The organism is Streptomyces sp. NPDC127106 (genome assembly GCF_042677605.1).
In the GTDB taxonomy this organism is placed as follows: domain Bacteria; phylum Actinomycetota; class Actinomycetes; order Streptomycetales; family Streptomycetaceae; genus Streptomyces.
This window is the reverse complement of sequence record NZ_JBHXTC010000003.1, coordinates 265889-284948: the sequence shown is the minus strand read 5'-3', so window position 1 is coordinate 284948 and position 19060 is coordinate 265889. Positions and strand designations below refer to the sequence as shown.

The window sequence follows — 19060 nt, the reverse complement described above, 5'->3', positions numbered from 1 at the left end:
GCTCGCGGCTTTACCTCGAAACTTCCTTCCGAAGCTGGCCGGCTGCTGCCGGTTGGCGGCGAAGGAGCCGTATTGCGTTGCTTTACGGTTTCGCGTTGTCAGTCGTTCGCTTGTCGCAGTTCGTCTGTCGCAGTTCGTCCTCCCCGGCGCGAGTGCCGGTTGTTCATGAGGACGTGCCCGAACCCTAAATGGTTCATGCCTGGAAGGGAACGTGATGTTTGCTTCACCCCCCCGGGGGATCGAACACCCGTGCGTATCTGCACTACGCTGATCCTGGGCGAGGGTGGCGTTGCATCGGCTCTACCAGGCCTCGGTACCCTTCGACGGGCAACCGAGCCACCCTGCGCCCCGACGGGCCAGAAGAGAAATTCAGCGAGGAGCGAACTGCGTGACCGCCGACACGTCCGTGCCTTCCAGCGCGCTGCTGTCCGGAGCAGACCGGGACGGCTCCAACTACACCGCGCGGCACCTGCTCGTCCTCGAAGGCCTCGAGGCCGTCCGCAAGCGCCCCGGTATGTACATCGGGTCCACCGACAGCCGCGGTCTCATGCACTGCCTGTGGGAGATCATCGACAACGCCGTCGACGAGGCCCTGGGCGGCTACTGCGACCACATCGAGGTGGTCCTCCACGACGACGCCTCCGTCGAGGTCCGTGACAACGGGCGCGGCATCCCCGTCGACGTCGAGCCCAAGACCGGGCTGTCCGGCGTCGAGGTCGTCATGACCAAGCTGCACGCCGGCGGCAAGTTCGGCGGGGGCTCGTACGCGGCCTCCGGCGGTCTGCACGGCGTCGGCGCCTCCGTGGTCAACGCGCTCTCCTCCCGCCTCGACGTCGAGGTCGACCGCGGCAGCTCCACGCACGCGATCAGCTTCCGCCGCGGCGTCCCCGGCGTCTTCACCGAGCAGGGGCCGGACAGCCCGTTCGACCCGGCCAACGGCCTGCGCAAGATCAAGCGGATCGCCAAGGGCAAGACCGGCACCCGGGTCCGCTACTGGGCCGACCGGCAGATCTTCCTCAAGGACGCCCGGCTCTCCCTGGAGACGCTCCACCAGCGCGCCCGCCAGACCGCCTTCCTCGTCCCCGGCCTGACGATCATCGTCCGCGACGAGCGCGGCATAGACGGCGCCGGCAAGACCGAGGAGGTCTTCCGCTTCGACGGCGGCATCAGCGAGTTCTGCGAGTACCTCGCCCAGGACAAGGCCGTCTGTGACGTGCTGCGCCTGACCGGCCAGGGCACCTTCAAGGAGACCGTCCCGGTCCTCGACGAGCGCGGCCACATGACCCCCACCGAGGTCACCCGCGAGCTGGGCGTGGACATCGCCCTGCGCTGGGGCACCGGCTACGAGACCGGGGTCAAGTCCTTCGTCAACATCATCGCCACGCCCAAGGGCGGCACCCACGTCACCGGCTTCGAGCGCTCGGTCACCAAGACCGTGAACGAGGTGCTGCGGTCGGCGAAGCTGCTGCGCGTCGCCGAGGACGACGTCGTCAAGGACGACGCCATGGAGGGCATGACCGCGGTCGTCACCGTCCGGCTGGCCGAGCCGCAGTTCGAGGGCCAGACCAAGGAGGTGCTGGGCACCTCGGCGGCGACCAGGATCGTCGCCGCCGTCGTCTCCAAGGAGCTCAAGGCCTTCCTGACCTCCACGAAGCGCGACGACAAGCAGCAGGCGCGCGCCGTGATGGAGAAGATCGTCGCGGCGGCCCGGACCCGTATCGCAGCCCGTCAGCACAAGGAGGCGCAGCGGCGGAAGACGGCGCTGGAGACGTCTTCGCTTCCCGCCAAGCTGGCCGACTGCCGCAGCGACGACGTCGAGCGCAGCGAGCTCTTCATCGTCGAGGGAGACTCCGCCCTGGGCACCGCCAAGCTGGCCCGCAATTCCGAATTCCAGGCGCTGCTGCCGATCCGCGGCAAGATTCTGAACGTCCAGAAGTCGTCGGTCTCGGACATGCTGAAGAACGCGGAGTGCGGCGCGATCATCCAGGTCATAGGGGCCGGTTCGGGCCGGACCTTCGACATCGACGCCGCGCGGTACGGGAAGATCGTCCTGCTCGTCGACGCCGATGTGGACGGCGCGCACATCCGCTGCCTGCTGCTGACGCTCTTCCAGCGGTACATGCGGCCGATGGTCGAGGCGGGCCGGGTCTTCGCGGCCGTTCCGCCGCTGCACCGGATCGAACTCGTCCAGCCCAAGAAGGGCCAGGACAAGTACGTGTACACGTATTCCGACAACGAACTTCGACAGACCCTGCTGGAATTCCAGAGGAAGAACATCCGCTACAAGGAATCGATCCAGCGCTACAAGGGCCTGGGCGAGATGGACGCGGACCAGCTGGCCGAAACCACCATGGACCCCCGCCACCGCACCCTGCGCCGGATCAACATCGGCGACCTGGAGGCGGCCGAGCAGGTCTTCGACCTGCTGATGGGCAACGAGGTGGCCCCGCGCAAGGAGTTCATCACCAGCTCCGCCGCGACCCTGGACCGCTCGCGCATCGACGCCTGATCGCACCACGCCCGACCGCTCGGGGCGGCGGCCGCACCGTACCCGGGGTGCGGCCGCCGCCCCGTCGGCTTCCGACGCGGCGCCGGAACACCCCCTCCGCCCTCCGGCGCCCCGGAATGCCCGGTGCGTCACCTGTTGGAGTGAAGAGCACCGGTACACCAGTCCGGAAACCGCCCATTCCGCTCATCCTTGTGGCCGTGCCGCCGATGCGGCAGCGGACAAGGAGAGTTCGGTGGACAAGCACGAAGGTCCCGACGCCGGAACGATCCGGCTCGACGACCCCTGGTACGACGCGCTCGCCGTCGGCTGGGGCGAGGGCGAAGGCGGATACGACGACACACCGCCCCAGCAGCCCGCAGGCGCCGGCGGGCTCGCGCCCGCGGCGTCCGACAGCATCTACCTGGACGTGCAGCGCAGCGCTGCCTTCCAGGAGGTCCGCAGCCGCTACCGGAGCTTCGTCGTCCCGGCTACCGCCGGATTCCTCCTCTGGTACGTCGCCTACGTGGTCGCGGCAACGGCAGCGCCCGGCCTCATGGCCCGGCCCGTCGTCGGCGCGGTCAACGTGGCCCTGCTGGCCGGTCTCGGACAGTTCCTCAGCACCTTCCTGCTGACGTGGGCGTACGCCCGACACGCGCGCAGGCGCAGGGACCGGGCCGCGCTGGACCTGCGCTGGACGGTCTTCGAACAGAACCGGGACCAGGCGCGTGCCCGGAACCGGACCCGGGAGGCCGGCCGGTGACCACCGAGCACCAGACCCTCGCGCTGCTCCTGTTCAGCCTCTTCATCGCGGTCACCCTGGGCATCACCACCTGGGTCAGCCGCAACCGGCACGGCTCGGCCGAGGAGTTCTATGCGGGCGGGCGGCTGTTCTCCCCGATGGAGAACGGTTTCGCCATCGCCGGCGACTACATGTCCGCCGCTTCCTTCCTCGGCATCTCCGGCCTCATCGCCCTGTTCGGCTACGACGGCCTGCTGTACTCGGTGGGCTTCCTCGTCGCCTGGCTCGTCGTCCTGTTCCTGGTCGCCGAACTGGTCCGCAACTGCGGGCGCTTCACCCTCGCCGACGTCGTCGCCGCGCGGATGCGCGAGCGGCCCGTCCGGATCGCCGCCGGTACCTCCTCGGTCACCGTCTCGGTGCTCTACCTCGTCGCGCAGATGGTCGGCGCGGGCAGCCTCGTGGGGCTGCTGCTCGGGGACTCGGGCACCACCACCCGGACGCTGACCGTCATCGCGGTCGGGGCGCTCATGGTGGTGTACGTGTCCTTCGGCGGAATGCGCGCCACCACCTGGATCCAGATCGTGAAGGCCGTCCTGCTCATGGGCGGGGCCGTCACCCTCACCGTGCTCGTGATGATCCGCTTCCACGGGAACGTCGACCTGCTGCTGGCGAGTGCCGCCGAACGCAGCGGGCACGGGCTGCGGTTCCTCGGCCCGGGGCTCAAGTACGGTGGTGACTGGACCGCCCGCTTCGACTTCATGAGCCTCGGCCTGGCTCTGGTCCTCGGCACGGCCGGGCTCCCGCACATCCTGTCGCGCTTCTACACGGTGCCGACCGCGCGGGCGGCCCGCCGCTCGGTGGTGTGGGCGATCGCCCTGATCGGCGGCTTCTACCTGATGACCATCGTGCTCGGCTTCGGGGCGGCCGCGCTGGTGGGCCCGGACGAGGTGCGGGCCTCCAACGCCTCCGGGAACACGGCGGTGCCGCTGCTCGCGGCGTACCTGGGCGGCGGGGCCGAGTCCACTGGGGGCGCGGTGTTGTTCGCGCTCGTGGCGGCGATCGCCTTCGCCACCATCCTGGCCGTGGTCGCCGGGATCACGCTCGCCTCCTCGGCCTCGGTCGCCCACGACCTGTACGCCTCGCTCAAGCGCCGCCACGCGCGGCAGCGCAGCGAGGTCGCGGTGGCCAAGGCCGCGGCCGTCGGGATCGGGGCCGTGGCGATCGCCCTCGGACTGCTGGCCCAGGACCTGAACGTGGCGTTCCTGGTCGGGCTCGCCTTCGCGGTGGCGGCCTCGGCGAACCTGCCCGTGCTGCTGTACTCGCTGTTCTGGCGCGGCTTCACCACGCGCGGCGCCGTCTGGTCGGTGTACGGCGGACTGGTCCCGGCGGTGCTGCTGGTGGTCCTCTCGCCGGTGGTCTCCGGCAGCCCGGACTCCCTCTTCCCGGGGGTGGACTTCCAACTCTTCCCACTGCAGAACCCGGGCCTGGTCTCCATTCCGCTGGGATTCCTGGCCGGCTGGGCGGGCACGGTCACCTCCGCCGAGGAGGCCGACGCGGCCCGGCACGCGGAGACGGAGGTCCGCGCCCTGACCGGGGCGGGGGCCGTCTGAGGGCCTCGCGGGGCCGGCGGCGGACGGGCGGGGCGCCGGAGGGATTACGCGCCGTCGGCCGGCAGCCAGGAGTAGAGGTGTTCCGGACGGCCCGTCTCGCCGTAGCGCAGAGCCAGGGTGACCCGGCCCGTGCGGTCCAGGAGTTTGAGGTAGCGCTGGGCGGTCTGGCGGCTGATGCCGGCACGGTCGGCGATCTGCTGCGTCGACAAGGGGCCTTCGGCGGAGCGGAGGACGCGGCGGACCAGTTCCGCGGTGGTGGGGGAGTGCCCCTTGGGCAGCTCGTTGGGGGAGCCTGCCGCGGCCAGGGCACCGAAGAGCCGGTCCACCTCGGCCTGTTCGGCCTCGCCGCCGGTCTCCAGGGTGCGGCGCAGGGTCCCGTACGCCTCCAGCCGGGTCCGCAGGCCGGCGAAGGTGAACGGCTTGACGAGGTACTGGAGGGCGCCGAGGCGCATGGCGGCCTGCACGGTGGCCAGATCGCGCGCGGCCGTGACCATGATCACGTCGGTGCGGTGGCCGAGCTGGCGCAGCCGCCGGACCAGGTCCAGGCCGCTGCCGTCCGGGAGGTAGTGGTCCAGGAGGACCAGGTCCACCGGGCGGGAGGCGAGGAAGTCCAGCGCATCGGCCGCCGAATGGACCAGGGCCGTGACGCGGAAACCGGGAACCTTCGCCACGTACGCCGCGTTGATACGGGCAACACGCATGTCGTCGTCGACGACCAATACGTGGATCGGGGACTCGCTCATCTCAGGGCCTCCGGGAGTACGACGGAGAACTCCGCCCCTCCGTCCGCTGCTTCGCCGGCCCGGGCCGTGCCGCCCTGCCGCTCCGCGAGGCGGCGTACCAGGGCCAGCCCCAGGCCGCGTTCGCGGTGGGCCGCGGGCTGTTTGGTCGACCAGCCCTCGGTGAAGATCTCCTCGCGGCGGGCGGCCGGGACGCCGGGTCCGCTATCGCGTACGAGGAGGATCGCCGTACGGCCTTCGCAGCGCAGCTCGACCTCCACCAGGGGCGCGGCCGAACCGGCCGCCGCGTCCAGGGCGTTGTCCACGAGGTTGCCGGTGATGGTGACGAGGCCGCCGGGGTCGACGAGGCGGTCCGGGAGGAACGTCGTGTCGGCGAGGCGCAGGGGGACGCCCCGCTCGGCCGCGACGGTCGCCTTGCCCACCAGAAGGGCGGCCAGCAGGGGGTCGCGGACCTTCTCGGTGACCTGTTCGGCGGTGCTGCGGTGGCCGCCGACGACCTCGGCCACGAAGTCCACCGCCTCCTCGTGCAGGCCGAGCTCCAGCAGGCCGAGGAGGGTGTGGAGGCGATTGGCGTGCTCGTGGTCCTGTGCGCGGAGGGCGTCGATCAGGCCCTGGGTGGAGTCGAGCTCGCGGCGCAGGTGCTCCAGCTCGGTGCGGTCGCGCAGGGTGGCTACGGCTCCCCCGTCCTCGGTGGGCATCCGGTTGGCGACGAGGACGCGGGAGCCCTGGACGGTGAGCAGGTCCCGGCCCGTGACACGGCCGGTCAGGACGTCGGCGGTGCGGCCCTCGCCCAGCACTTCGTCGAGCGGGCTACCGGCGAGCGTGCCGGCGCCGTCGGGCGCGAGGCCCAGCAGGCGGGCGGCCTCGTCGTTGACCAGCCGGATCCGGCCGGCGCGGTCGAGGGCGATCACTCCTTCGCGGATGGAGTGCAGCATGGCCTCGCGTTCGGCGAGCAGTCCGGCGATATCGGAGAAGGCCAGGCCGCGGGTCTGGCGCTGGATCCGGCGGGACAGCAGGTAGGCGGCGAGGGCGCCCGCGGCCAGGGCTCCGCCCGCATACGCCAGCAGGCCGGGGATGGCGCCGAGCAGCCGGTCGCGGACGCTGTCGTAGGCGATGCCGACGGAGACGGCGCCGACGATCTCACCGTCGACGGCGACGAGCGGGACCTTCCCGCGGGCGGTGCGGCCGAGGGTTCCGTCGTCGATCTCCATGACCTCGCGGCCGGCGAGGGCGTCGCTCGGGTCGGTGGAGACGGGCAGGCCGATCCGGTCGGGGGAGGGGTGCGAGCGGCGGATCCCGTCGAGGTCCAGGACGACCACGTACTCGGCGCCCGTGGCCCGGCGGATCCGCTCGGCCGCCGCCTGCACGGGGCCGTCCGCGGCCGGCCCCGACTCCAGCAGGCCGGCGGCCAGGGACGGGTCGGCGGCGGCGCTCTGGGCGATGGCCAGGGCGCGGCGCATGGCCTGGTCGTCGAGCTGGGCGCCGAGCGGGGCCAGGAAGAGCCCCGTGGCCAGCACGGCGACGCCGGCGGCGATGGCCAGCTGGGTGAGCAGGATCTGCGAGACGGCCCGTTGGGGCAGCCCGAAGCGTCGAGTGCTCATCGAGAGGAACCGCATGACCAGCAACCGTAGGTCGGCTTCGGCACAAGTGGAATGGCTCCTCGTGGGCCGGGCGCGGGCTGTGGCCCACCCCACTTGCCGCCCCCGCCCCGTTATGTTTTTGGCGGTCCTGCAAGAGGGCCGCTGGCCTCCGGGCCCGGCATGACTGTTGCCCCCTGTCGAACGGATGACCTGGGGGGTGGTGTCACCGGGCCCGAGGGGTGCCGTCGGAGACGCTGATGAGAGGTCCGACCACCGCCTGGCCGGGCGCAATGCCCGGCCGTTCGCGGGCGGCAGGTCTGCATAACGTGGATGCGCGAGAACGGCCCCGACGCCCAGGCCAGCACCGGTATCGAGCAAGTGGGGGCACGTGATCGACACCAGCGGCGTGGGCGTCTTCCTCGGCCTGGACGTCGGCAAGAGCACACACCACGGCCACGGCCTGACACCGGCCGGGAAGAAGGTCTTCGACAAACCGCTGCCCAACAGCGAGCCGAAGCTGCGGGCCGTGTTCGACAAGCTGGCCGCGAAGTTCGGCACCGTCCTCGTCGTCGTGGACCAGCCCGCCTCTATCGGCGCCCTCCCGCTGACCGTCGCCCGCGACTCGGGCTGTCAGGTCGCTTACCTGCCCGGACTCGCGATGCGACGGATCGCCGACCTCTACCCCGGCGAGGCCAAGACCGACGCGAAAGACGCGGCCGTGATCGCGGACGCCGCCCGCACCATGCCGCACACCCTGCGCTCGCTGGAGCTGACCGACGAGATCACCGCCGAGCTCACTGTTCTGGTGGGCTTCGACGACCAAGACCTCGCCGCTGAGGCCACCCGCACCTCCAACCGGATACGCGGCCTTCTCACCCAGTTCCACCCCAGCCTGGAGCGCGTCCTCGGGCCGCGTTTGGACCACCAGGCCGTCACCTGGCTGCTGGAACGCTACGGCTCCCCAGCCGCCCTACGGAAAGCCGGCCGCCGCCGACTCGTCGAGGTGATCCGCCCGAGGGCCCCACGGATGGCCGCCCGGCTCATCGACGACATCTTCGACGCGCTCGATGAACAGACCGTCGTCGTTCCGGGCACCGGCACCCTCGACGTGGTCATACCGTCCTTGGCCCGCTCGCTCGCGGCAGTCCGCGAACAACGCCGGGCCCTGGAAGCCCAGATCAACGAACTGCTGGTGGCCCACCCTCTTTCCCAGGTCCTGACGTCGCTGCCCGGCGTCGGCGTCAGGACCGCCGCCGTCCTGCTGGTCACCGTCGGAGACGGCACCAGCTTCCCCACCGCCGCCCACCTTGCCTCCTACGCCGGTCTCGCCCCCGCCACCAGACAGTCGGGCACCTCGATCCACGGCGAACACGCACCCAGAGGCGGAAACCGGCAGCTCAAACGCGCGATGTTCCTCTCCGCGTTCGCCGCCCTGCATGACCACGCCTCCCGCACCTATTACGACCGCTGCCGAGCCCGCGGCAAGACCCACACACAGGCCCTCCTCCGCCTGGCCCGGCAGCGCATCAACGTCCTGTTCGCCATGCTCCGCGACGGAACCTTCTACGAAGCCCGCAGTCCTGAACCAGCCACCGCATGACCAGCTCAAGCTTGACGAAAGACATAGAGGAACCCCCCGCCCCCCACCCCCCGCCTCCCGGGCGCCGGGACCCGGGCGCAGCCCCCGTCAGGGCATCGGCTGCGGCGGGCGCGGGCCCTGGTACTGCCCGGACGGCCGCATGCGCAGGGGTCGCTCCTCGTACTCCTCCAGGGCGTGCGCCATCCAGCCCGCGGTCCGGGCCACGGCGAACACGGTCTCCCCGGCCTCCGGCGGCATGCCGCCGGACACGGTCAGCACGGCCAGGGCCAGGTCCACATTGGCGTGCAATCCGTTCTGCCGCGCCGCCGTCGTGGCGACCAGCTCCCGGGCGGCCGCCAGTGCCGGCCCGGCCGCCGACACGCCCTCCAGCCGGGCGAACAGGGCGGTGGCCCGGGGATCCTCACCCTCGTACAGCCGGTGTCCGAGCCCGGGGACGTGTCGCCCCGCCCGCAGGTGGTCGGCCACGACGGGTGCGGCCGCGCCCCGTTCCAGGACCTCCGCGAGGGTCCGGTGGGCGAGCCGCCCGGCCGCGCCGTGCAGCGGCCCTTCGAGCACGCCCAGTCCCGCCGAGACCGCCGCGTACGGATGGGCCCGCGCCGAGGCGGCGACCCGTACGGCCAGGGTGGAGGCGGCCAGGTCGTGGTCGATGAGCAGGGCCAGGGCCAGGTCGAGGGCGTTCAGGGCGGCTGCTTCCGGCTCCCGGGAGGTCAGCCGGCGCCACAGCCGCTCCGCCAGCAGCCCGCCCTCCAGAGCCCCGTCCCGCTCGCCGTCCCGCGTGCCGGCCGTGGTGCCGGGATCCCGGCCGACCACCGGAAGGGCGTCCACCAGCGTCGGGATCAGGCAGCGGGCGGAGCCGAGCACCGCCTCGGCCGAGAGGTCGAAGCGCAGCGGGTCCGCCACCGCTGCCGCAGCGGTGGCCACCCGCAGCCGGTCGATCGGCCCGGCGTGCTCGGGCAGCGCGGCCACGGCCTGCCGGGCGGCCGCGAGCTGCCCGCCCGGAGCCGTGAAGCGGGTCCCGCGCGGCAGGGCCCCCGTCCAGAGCCACTCCGCGACCTCCTCGTAGCAGTACCGCGAGGCGAGGTCGACGGCGTCCACGCCGCGGAACCAGTACCGGTCGGGCTCGATGAGCGTGAGCGAGGTCCGAACCGACAGCTCCCCGCCCGCAGGTGTCGCAGCCTCGCGCCGGCTGCGCCGCGCCAGGGCCGCCACCTCGGCCGCGTCGAAGGTGCTGCCGCGGCCTACGGCGTCGCGGCGGCTGGTGAGCTGGCCGCGGCTGACGTACGCGTACACGGTCGCGGGCTTCACCCCGAGCAGCTCCGCCGCCTGCCGGGTGGTGAGCCGTCGTTCGCCGTGCGCCTGATCGTCCATGACGGTCAGCCTATACATATTGATTCAATCAATATTGACAAGGATTCAATCCATCATGGATGGTCGAGCCATGGATATGACAGTTGATGTGCCCCGCGGACTCGCGGGCGTCGTGGTCACCGAGACCGGTCTCGGTGACGTCCGGGGTCGCGAGGGCTTCTACCACTACCGCCAGTACTCGGCCGTCGCGCTCGCCGAGCACCGCACCTTCGAAGACGTGTGGCACCTGATGTTCCGCGGCGCCCTGCCGGCGGACGCCGCCCAGCAGACCGCCTTCGCCGCCGAGGTCGCCCCGCTGCGCCGGCTGCCCGCCGAGGTGCGCGACGCCCTGCCCGCCCTCGCCCGGGCCACCGCGCTCTCCGGCCCGCTCGCCGGACTGCGGACCGCGCTCTCCCTGCTGGGTGCCTCCGCCGGCTTCCGGCCCGTCTACGACCTCGCCCCCGACCGGCGGGCCGCGGACGCGCTGGCCGCGTGCGCCGCTGTACCGACCCTGCTCACGGCCCTGCACCGGCTCGGGCAGGGGCTGGAACCGGTCGAGCCGCGCGATGACCTGTCGTACGCCGCGAACTACCTGTACATGCTCACGGGCCGGGAGCCGGACCCGGTCAGGGCACGGGCGGTCGAGCAGTACCTGATCTCCACCGTCGACCACGGCTTCAACGCCTCGACCTTCACCGCCCGCGTGGTCGCCTCCACCGGTGCCGACGTCGCCGCCTGCCTCACCGGTGCGATCGGCGCGCTCTCCGGGCCGCTGCACGGCGGCGCCCCCAGCCGGGCCCTGGACACCCTGGACGCCATCGGGTCGGTCGACCGCATCGACCCCTGGATCCGCGGGCGGGTGCTCGCCGGGGACCGGATCATGGGCTTCGGCCACCCGGTGTACCGCACCGAGGACCCGCGCTCGCGGATGCTGCGCGGCATCGCCCTCCGGTTCGGCGGGCCGCTCGTGGACTTCGCCGTGGAGGTCGAGCGGCAGGTGGAGGCGATCCTCGCCGAACTCAAGCCGGGCCGGGAGCTCCACACGAACGTCGAGTTCTACGCGGGCGTGGTGATGGAGCTGTGCGGGCTGCCGCGCGAGATGTTCACCCCGACGTTCTGCGCGGCCCGCGTGGTCGGGTGGAGCGCGAACGTCCTGGAACAGGCCGCCGACTCGAAAATCATCCGTCCGGCCGCCCGCTACGTCGGGCCGCCGCCGCCCCAGCCGGTTCCGCTGCCGGTCTGAGTACGATCGGCCTGGTGAACAGCAGCCAGCCCGACCGGTCCGTCACGCCCATCCCCGTCGTCGTCCTCGCCGGATTCCTGGGATCCGGCAAGACGACCCTGCTCAACCACCTCCTGGCCAACCGCGGCGGCACCCGGATCGGCGTCGTCGTCAACGACTTCGGGTCGATCGAGATCGACGCGATGTCGGTGGCCGGCCAGGTCGGCGATTCGATGGTCTCGCTAGGCGGCGGCTGCCTGTGCTGCGCCGTCGACGGCAGCGAGCTCGACGCGTACCTGGAGAAGCTCTCCGCACCCGTCCACCGCATCGATGTGATCGTCATCGAGGCGAGCGGGCTGGCCGAGCCCCAGGAGATGATCCGGATGCTGGTGGCCAGCGAGAACCCGGCGATCCGGTACGGCGGTCTGGTGGAGGTCGTCGACGCGGCCGAGTTCGACGGGACCCGGTCCCGCCATCCGGAGACCGACCGCCACCTCGCGGCCGCGGACCTGGTGGTGCTCAACAAGACCGACCGGGTCGACGAGGCGGAGCGCGCCCGGATCGAGGCCGAGCTGGCCGACCTGTGCCCGGGCGCCCCCGTCGTCGCCGCAGACCACGGCCGCATCGACCCGGAGCTGCTCTTCGACCGCCGTCCGTGGACGGAAACCCGGGGCCAGCTGTCCTTCGAGGACCTCATCGCCGAGGCGCGGGACGCCGGACACGGCGACGCCGCGAGCTCCGGCGGCACCAGTGGCTCCGGCGGCTCCGGTGGCACGGACCACGGCGGGTGCGCGGGGGGCCACTGCGGCCACGCCCACACGCTGTACGAGAGCACGGAGTTCGTGTCCGAGCAGGCCCTGAGCCCGCGCCGGTTCATCGACTTCCTCGACAGCCGCCCCGCCGGTCTCTACCGGATCAAGGGCTTCGTCCACTTCGGCGTCCCCGGCCACGAGGAGCGCTACGAGGTGCATGCGGTCGGCCGGTTCCTCCGCTTCGCCCCCGGCCCCTGGGGCCGGGACGAGCCGCGGCTGACCCGGCTCGTCCTGATCGGGGCCGGCACCGACGGCGCCGCCCTGCTGCGCGGGCTGGAGTCCTGCCGCGAGCCGTCGCCGCAGGACGCGGGCCCTGAGGCCATGTGGGGTGTGCTGCGGTACGTCGCGCGACCCCCGCGGACCGAGGACGAGCACGGGGACGCGGACGGGGCCGGGGACGAGTACGCGGCCGGGGACGAGTACGCGGCCGGGGCGGCCGAGGACGGGATCGAGGACCCCGTCGGGGATCCGGAGGGGACCGGACACGGCGCGGAGCACGAACCGGGGGCGGAGCACGAACCGGGGTTCGGGGCCTCGCGGCCCGCGGAGGTCTGAGCGCCTCGCGGGCCCTCTCAGGCGACCTCGACGCCGTGGTCGCCGAGGAGGTCCGCCAGGCCGCCGCGGTACCCCTTGCCGCCCGCCACGAAGTCCCAGTCGCCGTTGGCACGGCGCCGGAACGAGCCCAGGACCAGGGCCGTTTCGCCCGGCCGGCCGTCGGAGACGTCCAGCCGGCCGAGCTCCGTGCCGTCGGCGGACAGCAGCCGGACCCGGGCATCGGTGAAACCGGCCAGGTCGGCGTGCGGATCGGCTTCCGGGTCCACCGCGGCGACCAGGACCAGCCGGTCCGCCCGCTGCGGCAGCGCGTCGAAGGAGACCTCCAGCGCGGCCTTGTCCGGTGCTGCGTGCGCGCGGGCCCGTACCGAGCCGTCCGGGGTCCGCGGGTTGTTGTAGAAGACGAAGTGGTCCTCGCTCAGCACCCGGCCGCCCTGGCAGACCAGTGCGCACACGTCCAGCGCGACCTGGCCGGCCCAGGACATGCCCAGCACGTTGTGGTCGGGGCCAGCGGAATCGGTGCCGGCGGTGTTCCCGGGCGCGGGCCCGGCCGCTGCCCGTCGGCCCGGGGCACCCGCCGCTGCCCGTCGGCCCGGGGCACCCGCCGCTGCCCGTCGGCCCGGGGCACCGGCCGCGGAGCCGTCGGCCGGGCCGAGGCGCCCCCGCAGCCCGTGCTGGTGCAGGAGGTCCACCAGGGCGGTCCCGGGAACCAGTTCCAGCGGCTTGCCGTTGGCAAAGGTGTACGACCCTGGCCCGAAGGACGCGGTGGTGACCAGCACCCCCTTGTTCGCCCCCTTGTCCTGGACCGTGCCGTACAGATCGCGCACGGCCGTCGGCGGCACCGTATTCCGGTAGCGCTTGACCTGCACCACGATCCGCCCGCCCCGGATCGGTGCCGGGTCCAGCGCCTCCACGTCCACGCCGCCGTCACCCGACCGCTGCGTGGTCACCGCCTCCATGCCCATCGCCCGGAACAGCTCCGCGACCAGGTTCTCGAAGTCGATCGGGTCCATCGCGAAAAGATCCGGCTCGTCCTCGCCGTCCGCGTGCCCGCCGTGGCTGACGACACCTCCGCCCACCTCGTCGGGCCGGCGCCCGGGGCGCACCGCCGTCAGCTGGTCGGGCCGCGCCGACAGCTGCCCGCCCAACCCCGACACCAGGCAATCCACCGCGCTGACCTGCTCCAGCCGCAGCCCCGCGAAAGCGCTGCGCGCCGCGGGCACCGTGGCGAGCACGAACCGCGCCTCCTGCCCCGTCGCCGGATCGTGGCAGTCCACGAAGCCGTTGACCACGACGGAGTCCAGTACGCCGAACTCGTCCGCCGCGTACAGCTCGCGCACCACCAGCAGCATGCACTGCGCCAGCAGGTCCCGGTACAGCGCCCGCCGCTCCGTGACCGGGCGGGGCTTCACCTTGTCCTGGTCCGTGCTCGGCAGGTACTGCACCGCCCTGGCCTCCGGCACCACCGCGTACCCGGGCAGCTCCCAGTCCAGCACCAGCTGGCGCGCGGCGGGGTCGTACGCGGCCGCCACCTGCCTCGGCAGCGCCTCGGGCCAGGCCGTCGAGGCGTAGAGGGCCGCCGAGAAGTACTCGACGGCCGCCCCGGCATCGCCCGAGCGCAGGGCGGCGGCCAACTCGGTGAGCCCGCTGTTGTGCGCCCGTACCCCGGCGAGCTGCTCCGCCGCCCACCGGTCGTACTGCTGCCGGTACGCCGCCAGTTGCTGCTGCCGCTGTGCCTCCGCGGCGTTCGCGGCCTGCCAGGCCTGGGTGTACCGGGCGTGGGCCTCCCGCTCCGCCTGTGCCCGGTGGTTCGAGCCGAGCGTCCAGCCGCTGCTCCGGTGCTGGAAGTCCTCGATGCGGGGCAGCGGCACCGGCTGCGCCAGCGTCCCGGGGTTGAACGGCTCCAGCTGTTCGGACCGGATCAGGGAGGCCGTCCGGAACGCCGGGGCCCGGCAGCCCGCGACCAGCAGGCCTTTGAGGGCGGCGACCTCGGCGTCGAGCTGTGCGGTACGCCGCTGGGCCTCGGCCTCGCGGTACTGGCGGTGGCTCCGGTTCGCCTCGCGTTCGTGGGCCCGCTGTCGGCGCTCCGCCTCCCGCTGCTGGATCAGCTGCGTCTGCTGCTGTCGGCGCTGGGCCTCGGCCCAGGTCCCGATCAATCCGCCCGACCGACGACTCATCAGCTGTGTACTCCCCCCACCAACACCGAGGGGGAAACACTAGTCGGCATTCGGGTGGTACGTCCCCTCGGTCGTACCACCCGGACGCCCTCGTACGTCCTACAGCGCGGCACCCGCCAGTACGGCGACGGCCGCGGGCAGCACGGTCCCCGAGCCGTCGCGGCGCGGGTCCACGGCCGGCAGTTCGGCCGGAGCCCCGTTGGCGGTCGCGGCCCGGGCCGGGGCGTTGCCCGCCCAGGCCAGCGTCAGCAGCTCCTCGCCCTTCAGGAACCGCTGGCAGCGGACGCCGCCGGTGGCGCGGCCCTTGCGCGGGAACTGGTCGAACGCTGTCAGCTTCCCGGACTGGACCGATCCGTCCAACGTGTCGTGCGAGCCGGCCACCGTGAGCACCAGGGCGTCCCGCGACGGGTCCACCGCCGAGAAGTGGATCACCTTGGCGCCGGCGGAGAGCTTGATGCCCGCCATGCCGCCGGCCGGGCGGCCCTGCGGGCGCACCTGGCTCGCCGGGTAGCGCAGCAGCTGGGCGTCGTCGGTGATGAAGACCAGGTCCTCCTCGCCGGTGCGCAGCTCGACCGCGCCGACGATGCGGTCGCCCTCCTTGAGGGTGATGACCTCCAGCTCGTCCTTGTTGGCCGGGTAGTCGGGCACGACCCGCTTGACCACGCCCTGCTCGGTGCCGAGCGCCAGGCCCTGCGCGGATTCGTCCAGCGTGGTCAGGCAGACCACCTTCTCGTCGGGTGCCAGCCCCGAGAGGAACTCCGCCAGCGGGGCCCCGCCCGCCAGGTTCGGCGCGGCGTGCGTGTCCGGCAGCTGCGGCAGGTCGATCACCGACAGGCGCAGCAGCCGCCCGTGGGAGGTGACCGCCCCGACGTCGCCGCGGGCCGTGGCCGCCACCTGCGAGACGATCAGGTCGTGCTTGGAACGGGCGGCGCCCTCCTCCGCGACCACCGGGTCGGCGGTGGCCGTCCGCGCCAGCAGGCCCGTCGAGGACAGCAGGACGCGGCACGGGTCGTCCGCGACCTCCAGCGGGACCGCCGCGACCGAGGCGCCCGCCGACTCCAGCAGGACCGTGCGCCGCTCGGTGCCGAACTTCTTCGCGACCGCGGCCAGTTCCCCGGAGACCAGCTTGCGCAGCTCGGCGTCGGACTCCAGGATCCGGGTCAGCTCCTCGATCTCGGCGGTCAGGCGGTCGCGCTCGGACTCCAGCTCGATGCGGTCGAAGCGGGTCAGGCGGCGCAGCGGGGTGTCCAGGATGTACTGGGTCTGGACCTCGCTCAGCGAGAAGCGCTCCATGAGCCGCTCCTTGGCCTGGGCCGAGTTGTCGCTGTCCCGGATGAGCCGGATGACCTCGTCGATGTCGAGGAGGGCCACCAGCAGGCCCTCGACCAGGTGCAGCCGGTCGCGGCGCTTGCCGCGGCGGAACTCGCTGCGCCGGCGCACGACCTCGAAGCGGTGGTCGAGGTAGACCTCCAGCAGCTCCTTCAGGCCCAGCGTCAGCGGCTGGCCGTCGACCAGGGCGACGTTGTTGATGCCGAAGGACTCCTCCATCGGCGTCAGCTTGTAGAGCTGCTCCAGGACGGCCTCCGGGTGGAAGCCGTTCTTGATCTCGATGACCAGGCGCAGGCCGTGGGCGCGGTCGGTGAGGTCCTTGACGTCGGCGATGCCCTGGAGCTTCTTCGAGCCGACCAGGTCCTTGATCTTCGCGACGACCTTCTCGGGGCCGACGGTGAAGGGCAGTTCGGTGACGACCAGGCCCTTGCGGCGCGCGGAGACGTCCTCCACCGACACCGTCGCGCGGATCTTGAAGGTGCCGCGGCCCTTCTCGTACGCGTCCTTGATCCCCGCCAGGCCCACGATCTTGCCGCCGGTGGGCAGGTCCGGACCCGGCACGAAGCGCATCAGCGCCTCCAGGTCCGCGTGCGGGTAGCGGATCAGGTGGCGGGCGGCGGCGATGACCTCGCCCAGGTTGTGCGGGGGCATGTTGGTCGCCATGCCGACCGCGATCCCGGAGGCGCCGTTGACCAGCAGGTTCGGGTACGCGGCGGGCAGTGCGACCGGCTCCCGCTCCTGGCCGTCGTAGTTGGCGGTGAAGTCGACGGTGTCCTCGTCGATCGACTCCGTCATCAGCGAGGTGGCGTCCGCCATGCGGCACTCGGTGTAGCGCATGGCGGCCGGCGGGTCGTCGTTGCCGAGCGAGCCGAAGTTGCCGTGGCCGTCGACCAGGGGGAGCCGCATGGAGAAGGGCTGGGCCATGCGCACGAGGGCGTCGTAGATCGACGCGTCGCCGTGCGGGTGCAGCTTGCCCATGACCTCGCCGACGACGCGGGCGCACTTCACGTAGCCGCGGTCGGGGCGCAGGCCCATCTCGTTCATCTGGTAGACGATGCGCCGGTGTACCGGCTTCATGCCGTCCCGGGCGTCGGGCAGGGCACGGGAGTAGATCACCGAGTACGCGTACTCGAGGAAGGAGCCCTGCATTTCGTCGACGACGTCGATGTCGAGGATGTTCTCCTCGAACTCCTCCGGCGGCGGGGTCTTCGTGCTGCGGCGGGCCATCGCTGCGCGGCTCCTTAACCAAGAAAGAATGGTGTGCTGGGGGTCTGGCTGGGTCGGACGGGTCTGGTGCGTCGGGTGGATCGGGCGGGTCTGGTGACAGGGGCTGACGTGGGTCGTCGCGACCATTGTGTCCCGAGGCACCGACAGGCCCGACTCCGACCCAGGCGTGCGCCGGGAACTTCTCCGGTCCCCGGCGCGCTTGCATACAGTGGCAGGTCTGACGGAATTCTCTGCATCGCGATCGAAGGGACCACATGCCCATGGGTCACACGGCCACAGCCCAGGCCGGCTCCGGCGGCCTGACAGCGACGGAACACCGGCTGGCCAACGGCCTGCGCGTGGTGCTGTCCGAGGATCACCTGACACCGGTCGCCGCGGTCTGCCTCTGGTACGACGTCGGCTCGCGGCACGAAGTCAAGGGACGCACCGGTCTGGCTCACCTCTTCGAGCACCTGATGTTCCAGGGCTCCGCGAGCGTATCCGGCAACGGCCACTTCGAGATGGTCCAGGGCGCGGGCGGTTCCCTGAACGGCACGACGAGCTTCGAGCGCACCAACTACTTCGAGACCATGCCGGCCCACGAGCTCGAGCTCGCCCTGTGGCTGGAGGCGGACCGGATGGGCTCGCTGCTGGCCGCCCTGGACGACGAGTCCATGGAGAACCAGCGCGACGTCGTCAAGAACGAGCGCCGCCAGCGCTACGACAACGTCCCCTACGGCACGGCGTTCGAGCGGCTCACCGCACTCGCCTACCCCGAGCCCCACCCGTACCACCACACCCCGATCGGCTCGATGGCCGACCTGGACGCGGCCTCGCTGGAGGACGCCCGCACGTTCTTCCGCACCTACTACGCGCCCAACAACGCGGTGCTGTCGGTCGTCGGCGACATCGACCCCGCCCAGACGCTCGCCTGGATCGAGAAGTACTTCGGCACCATCCCCGCCCACGACGGCAAGCAGCCGCCGCGCGACGGCACGCTGCCGGACACCATGGGCGGCGAGCTCCGCGAGGAGATCGTCGAGGACGTCCCCGCCCGCGCGCTGATGGCCGCCTACCGGCTCCCGCACGACGGCACCCGCGCGTGCGACGCCGCGGACGTGGCCCTGACCGTCCTGGGCGGCGGCGAGTCCTCCCGCCTGCATAACCGCCTGGTGCGCCGCGACCAGACGGCCGTCGCGGCGGGCTTCGGCATGCTCCGCCTGGCCGGCGCCCCCTCCCTGGGCTGGCTGGACGTGAAGACCTCCAGCGGCGTCGAGGTGCCCGCCATCGAGGCCGCCGTGGACGAGGAGCTCGCGCGGTTCGCCGCCGAGGGCCCGACCGCCGAGGAGATGGAGCGCGCGCAGGCCCAGCTGGAGCGCGAGTGGCTGGACCGGCTGGGCACGGTGGCCGGCCGGGCCGACGAACTGTGCCGCTTCACGGTGCTGTTCGGCGACCCGCAGCTGGCGCTGACCGCCGTCCAGCGGCTCCTCGACATCACCGCCGAGGAGGTGCAGGCCGTGGCCGCGGCCCGACTGCGCCCCGACAACCGTGCGGTGCTGGTGTACGAGCCCCTCGCGGCCGAGGGGGCCGCCCGCGCCGTCGAGTCCGACGCGTCCGAGAACGCGTTCGAGGGGGGGGGGGAGGGGGCGTCACCGGCG

General features: G+C 72.4%; 12 protein-coding genes. 7 read left to right on the top strand and 5 right to left on the bottom strand.

The features are described from left to right. Nucleotides 1-388: 388 nt before the first annotated feature. From ACFVGY_RS05655 to ACFVGY_RS05645, 3 genes are all read left to right on the top strand, one after another. The gene (locus tag ACFVGY_RS05655) at nt 389-2509 is read left to right on the top strand and encodes a type IIA DNA topoisomerase subunit B (RefSeq protein WP_385671463.1); all 2121 of its coding nucleotides are present in this window, start codon (nt 389-391) and stop codon (nt 2507-2509) included. A 232-nt stretch (nt 2510-2741) separates the two neighbouring features. Continuing rightward, the gene (locus ACFVGY_RS05650; RefSeq protein WP_385671460.1) at nt 2742-3248 is read left to right on the top strand and encodes a DUF485 domain-containing protein; all 507 of its coding nucleotides are present in this window, start codon (nt 2742-2744) and stop codon (nt 3246-3248) included. After that, nucleotides 3245-4837, top strand: a complete 1593-nt coding sequence (locus tag ACFVGY_RS05645; RefSeq protein ID WP_385671457.1) for a cation acetate symporter — start codon at nt 3245-3247, stop codon at nt 4835-4837. Before ACFVGY_RS05650 ends, ACFVGY_RS05645 begins: the two co-directional genes overlap by 4 nt. A 44-nt stretch (nt 4838-4881) precedes the next feature. Here ACFVGY_RS05645 and ACFVGY_RS05640 read toward each other — a convergent pair whose 3' ends face one another. Further along, nucleotides 4882-5580: a response regulator gene (locus ACFVGY_RS05640; RefSeq protein ID WP_385671454.1), complete on the bottom strand. Its 699-nt coding sequence runs from the start codon at nt 5578-5580 to the stop codon at nt 4882-4884. Continuing rightward, a complete protein-coding gene (locus ACFVGY_RS05635; protein ID WP_385671451.1) occupies nt 5577-7178 on the bottom strand; it encodes an ATP-binding protein in 1602 nt (533 codons plus the stop codon). Before ACFVGY_RS05635 ends, ACFVGY_RS05640 begins: the two co-directional genes overlap by 4 nt. Before the next feature lie 367 nt (nt 7179-7545). Here ACFVGY_RS05635 and ACFVGY_RS05630 point away from each other — a divergent pair, with 367 nt between their 5' ends. Beyond that, a complete protein-coding gene (locus ACFVGY_RS05630) occupies nt 7546-8757 on the top strand; it encodes an IS110 family transposase (RefSeq protein WP_385671448.1) in 1212 nt (403 codons plus the stop codon). A gap of 87 nt (nt 8758-8844) precedes the next feature. On the opposite strand, the gene ACFVGY_RS05625 is transcribed toward ACFVGY_RS05630, so the two are convergent. Then, entirely contained in the window at nt 8845-10125 is a 1281-nt protein-coding gene (locus ACFVGY_RS05625; protein WP_385671445.1) for a citrate synthase, read from the bottom strand. 70 nt (nt 10126-10195) lie between these two features. Between ACFVGY_RS05625 and ACFVGY_RS05620 the strand changes: the two genes are divergently transcribed. Beyond that, nucleotides 10196-11347 (top strand): citrate synthase, encoded by a 1152-nt coding sequence (locus ACFVGY_RS05620; protein ID WP_385671442.1) that lies wholly within the window; start codon nt 10196-10198, stop codon nt 11345-11347. A gap of 14 nt (nt 11348-11361) precedes the next feature. Continuing rightward, nucleotides 11362-12693, top strand: coding sequence for a CobW family GTP-binding protein (locus ACFVGY_RS05615; protein ID WP_385671439.1), 1332 nt, complete (start codon nt 11362-11364; stop codon nt 12691-12693). Nucleotides 12694-12710: 17 nt separating this feature from the next. Here ACFVGY_RS05615 and ACFVGY_RS05610 read toward each other — a convergent pair whose 3' ends face one another. Both ACFVGY_RS05610 and ACFVGY_RS05605 read right to left on the bottom strand, forming a co-directional pair. Next, nucleotides 12711-14867, bottom strand: coding sequence for a restriction endonuclease (locus ACFVGY_RS05610; RefSeq protein WP_385671436.1), 2157 nt, complete (start codon nt 14865-14867; stop codon nt 12711-12713). Between the two features lie 99 nt (nt 14868-14966). Then, the gene (locus tag ACFVGY_RS05605; RefSeq protein ID WP_385671433.1) at nt 14967-17423 is read right to left on the bottom strand and encodes a DNA topoisomerase (ATP-hydrolyzing) subunit A; all 2457 of its coding nucleotides are present in this window, start codon (nt 17421-17423) and stop codon (nt 14967-14969) included. Between the two features lie 260 nt (nt 17424-17683). Between ACFVGY_RS05605 and ACFVGY_RS05600 the strand changes: the two genes are divergently transcribed. Further along, the coding region (locus ACFVGY_RS05600; RefSeq protein ID WP_385671430.1) for a M16 family metallopeptidase at nt 17684-19060 on the top strand (1377 nt) is incomplete at its 3' end.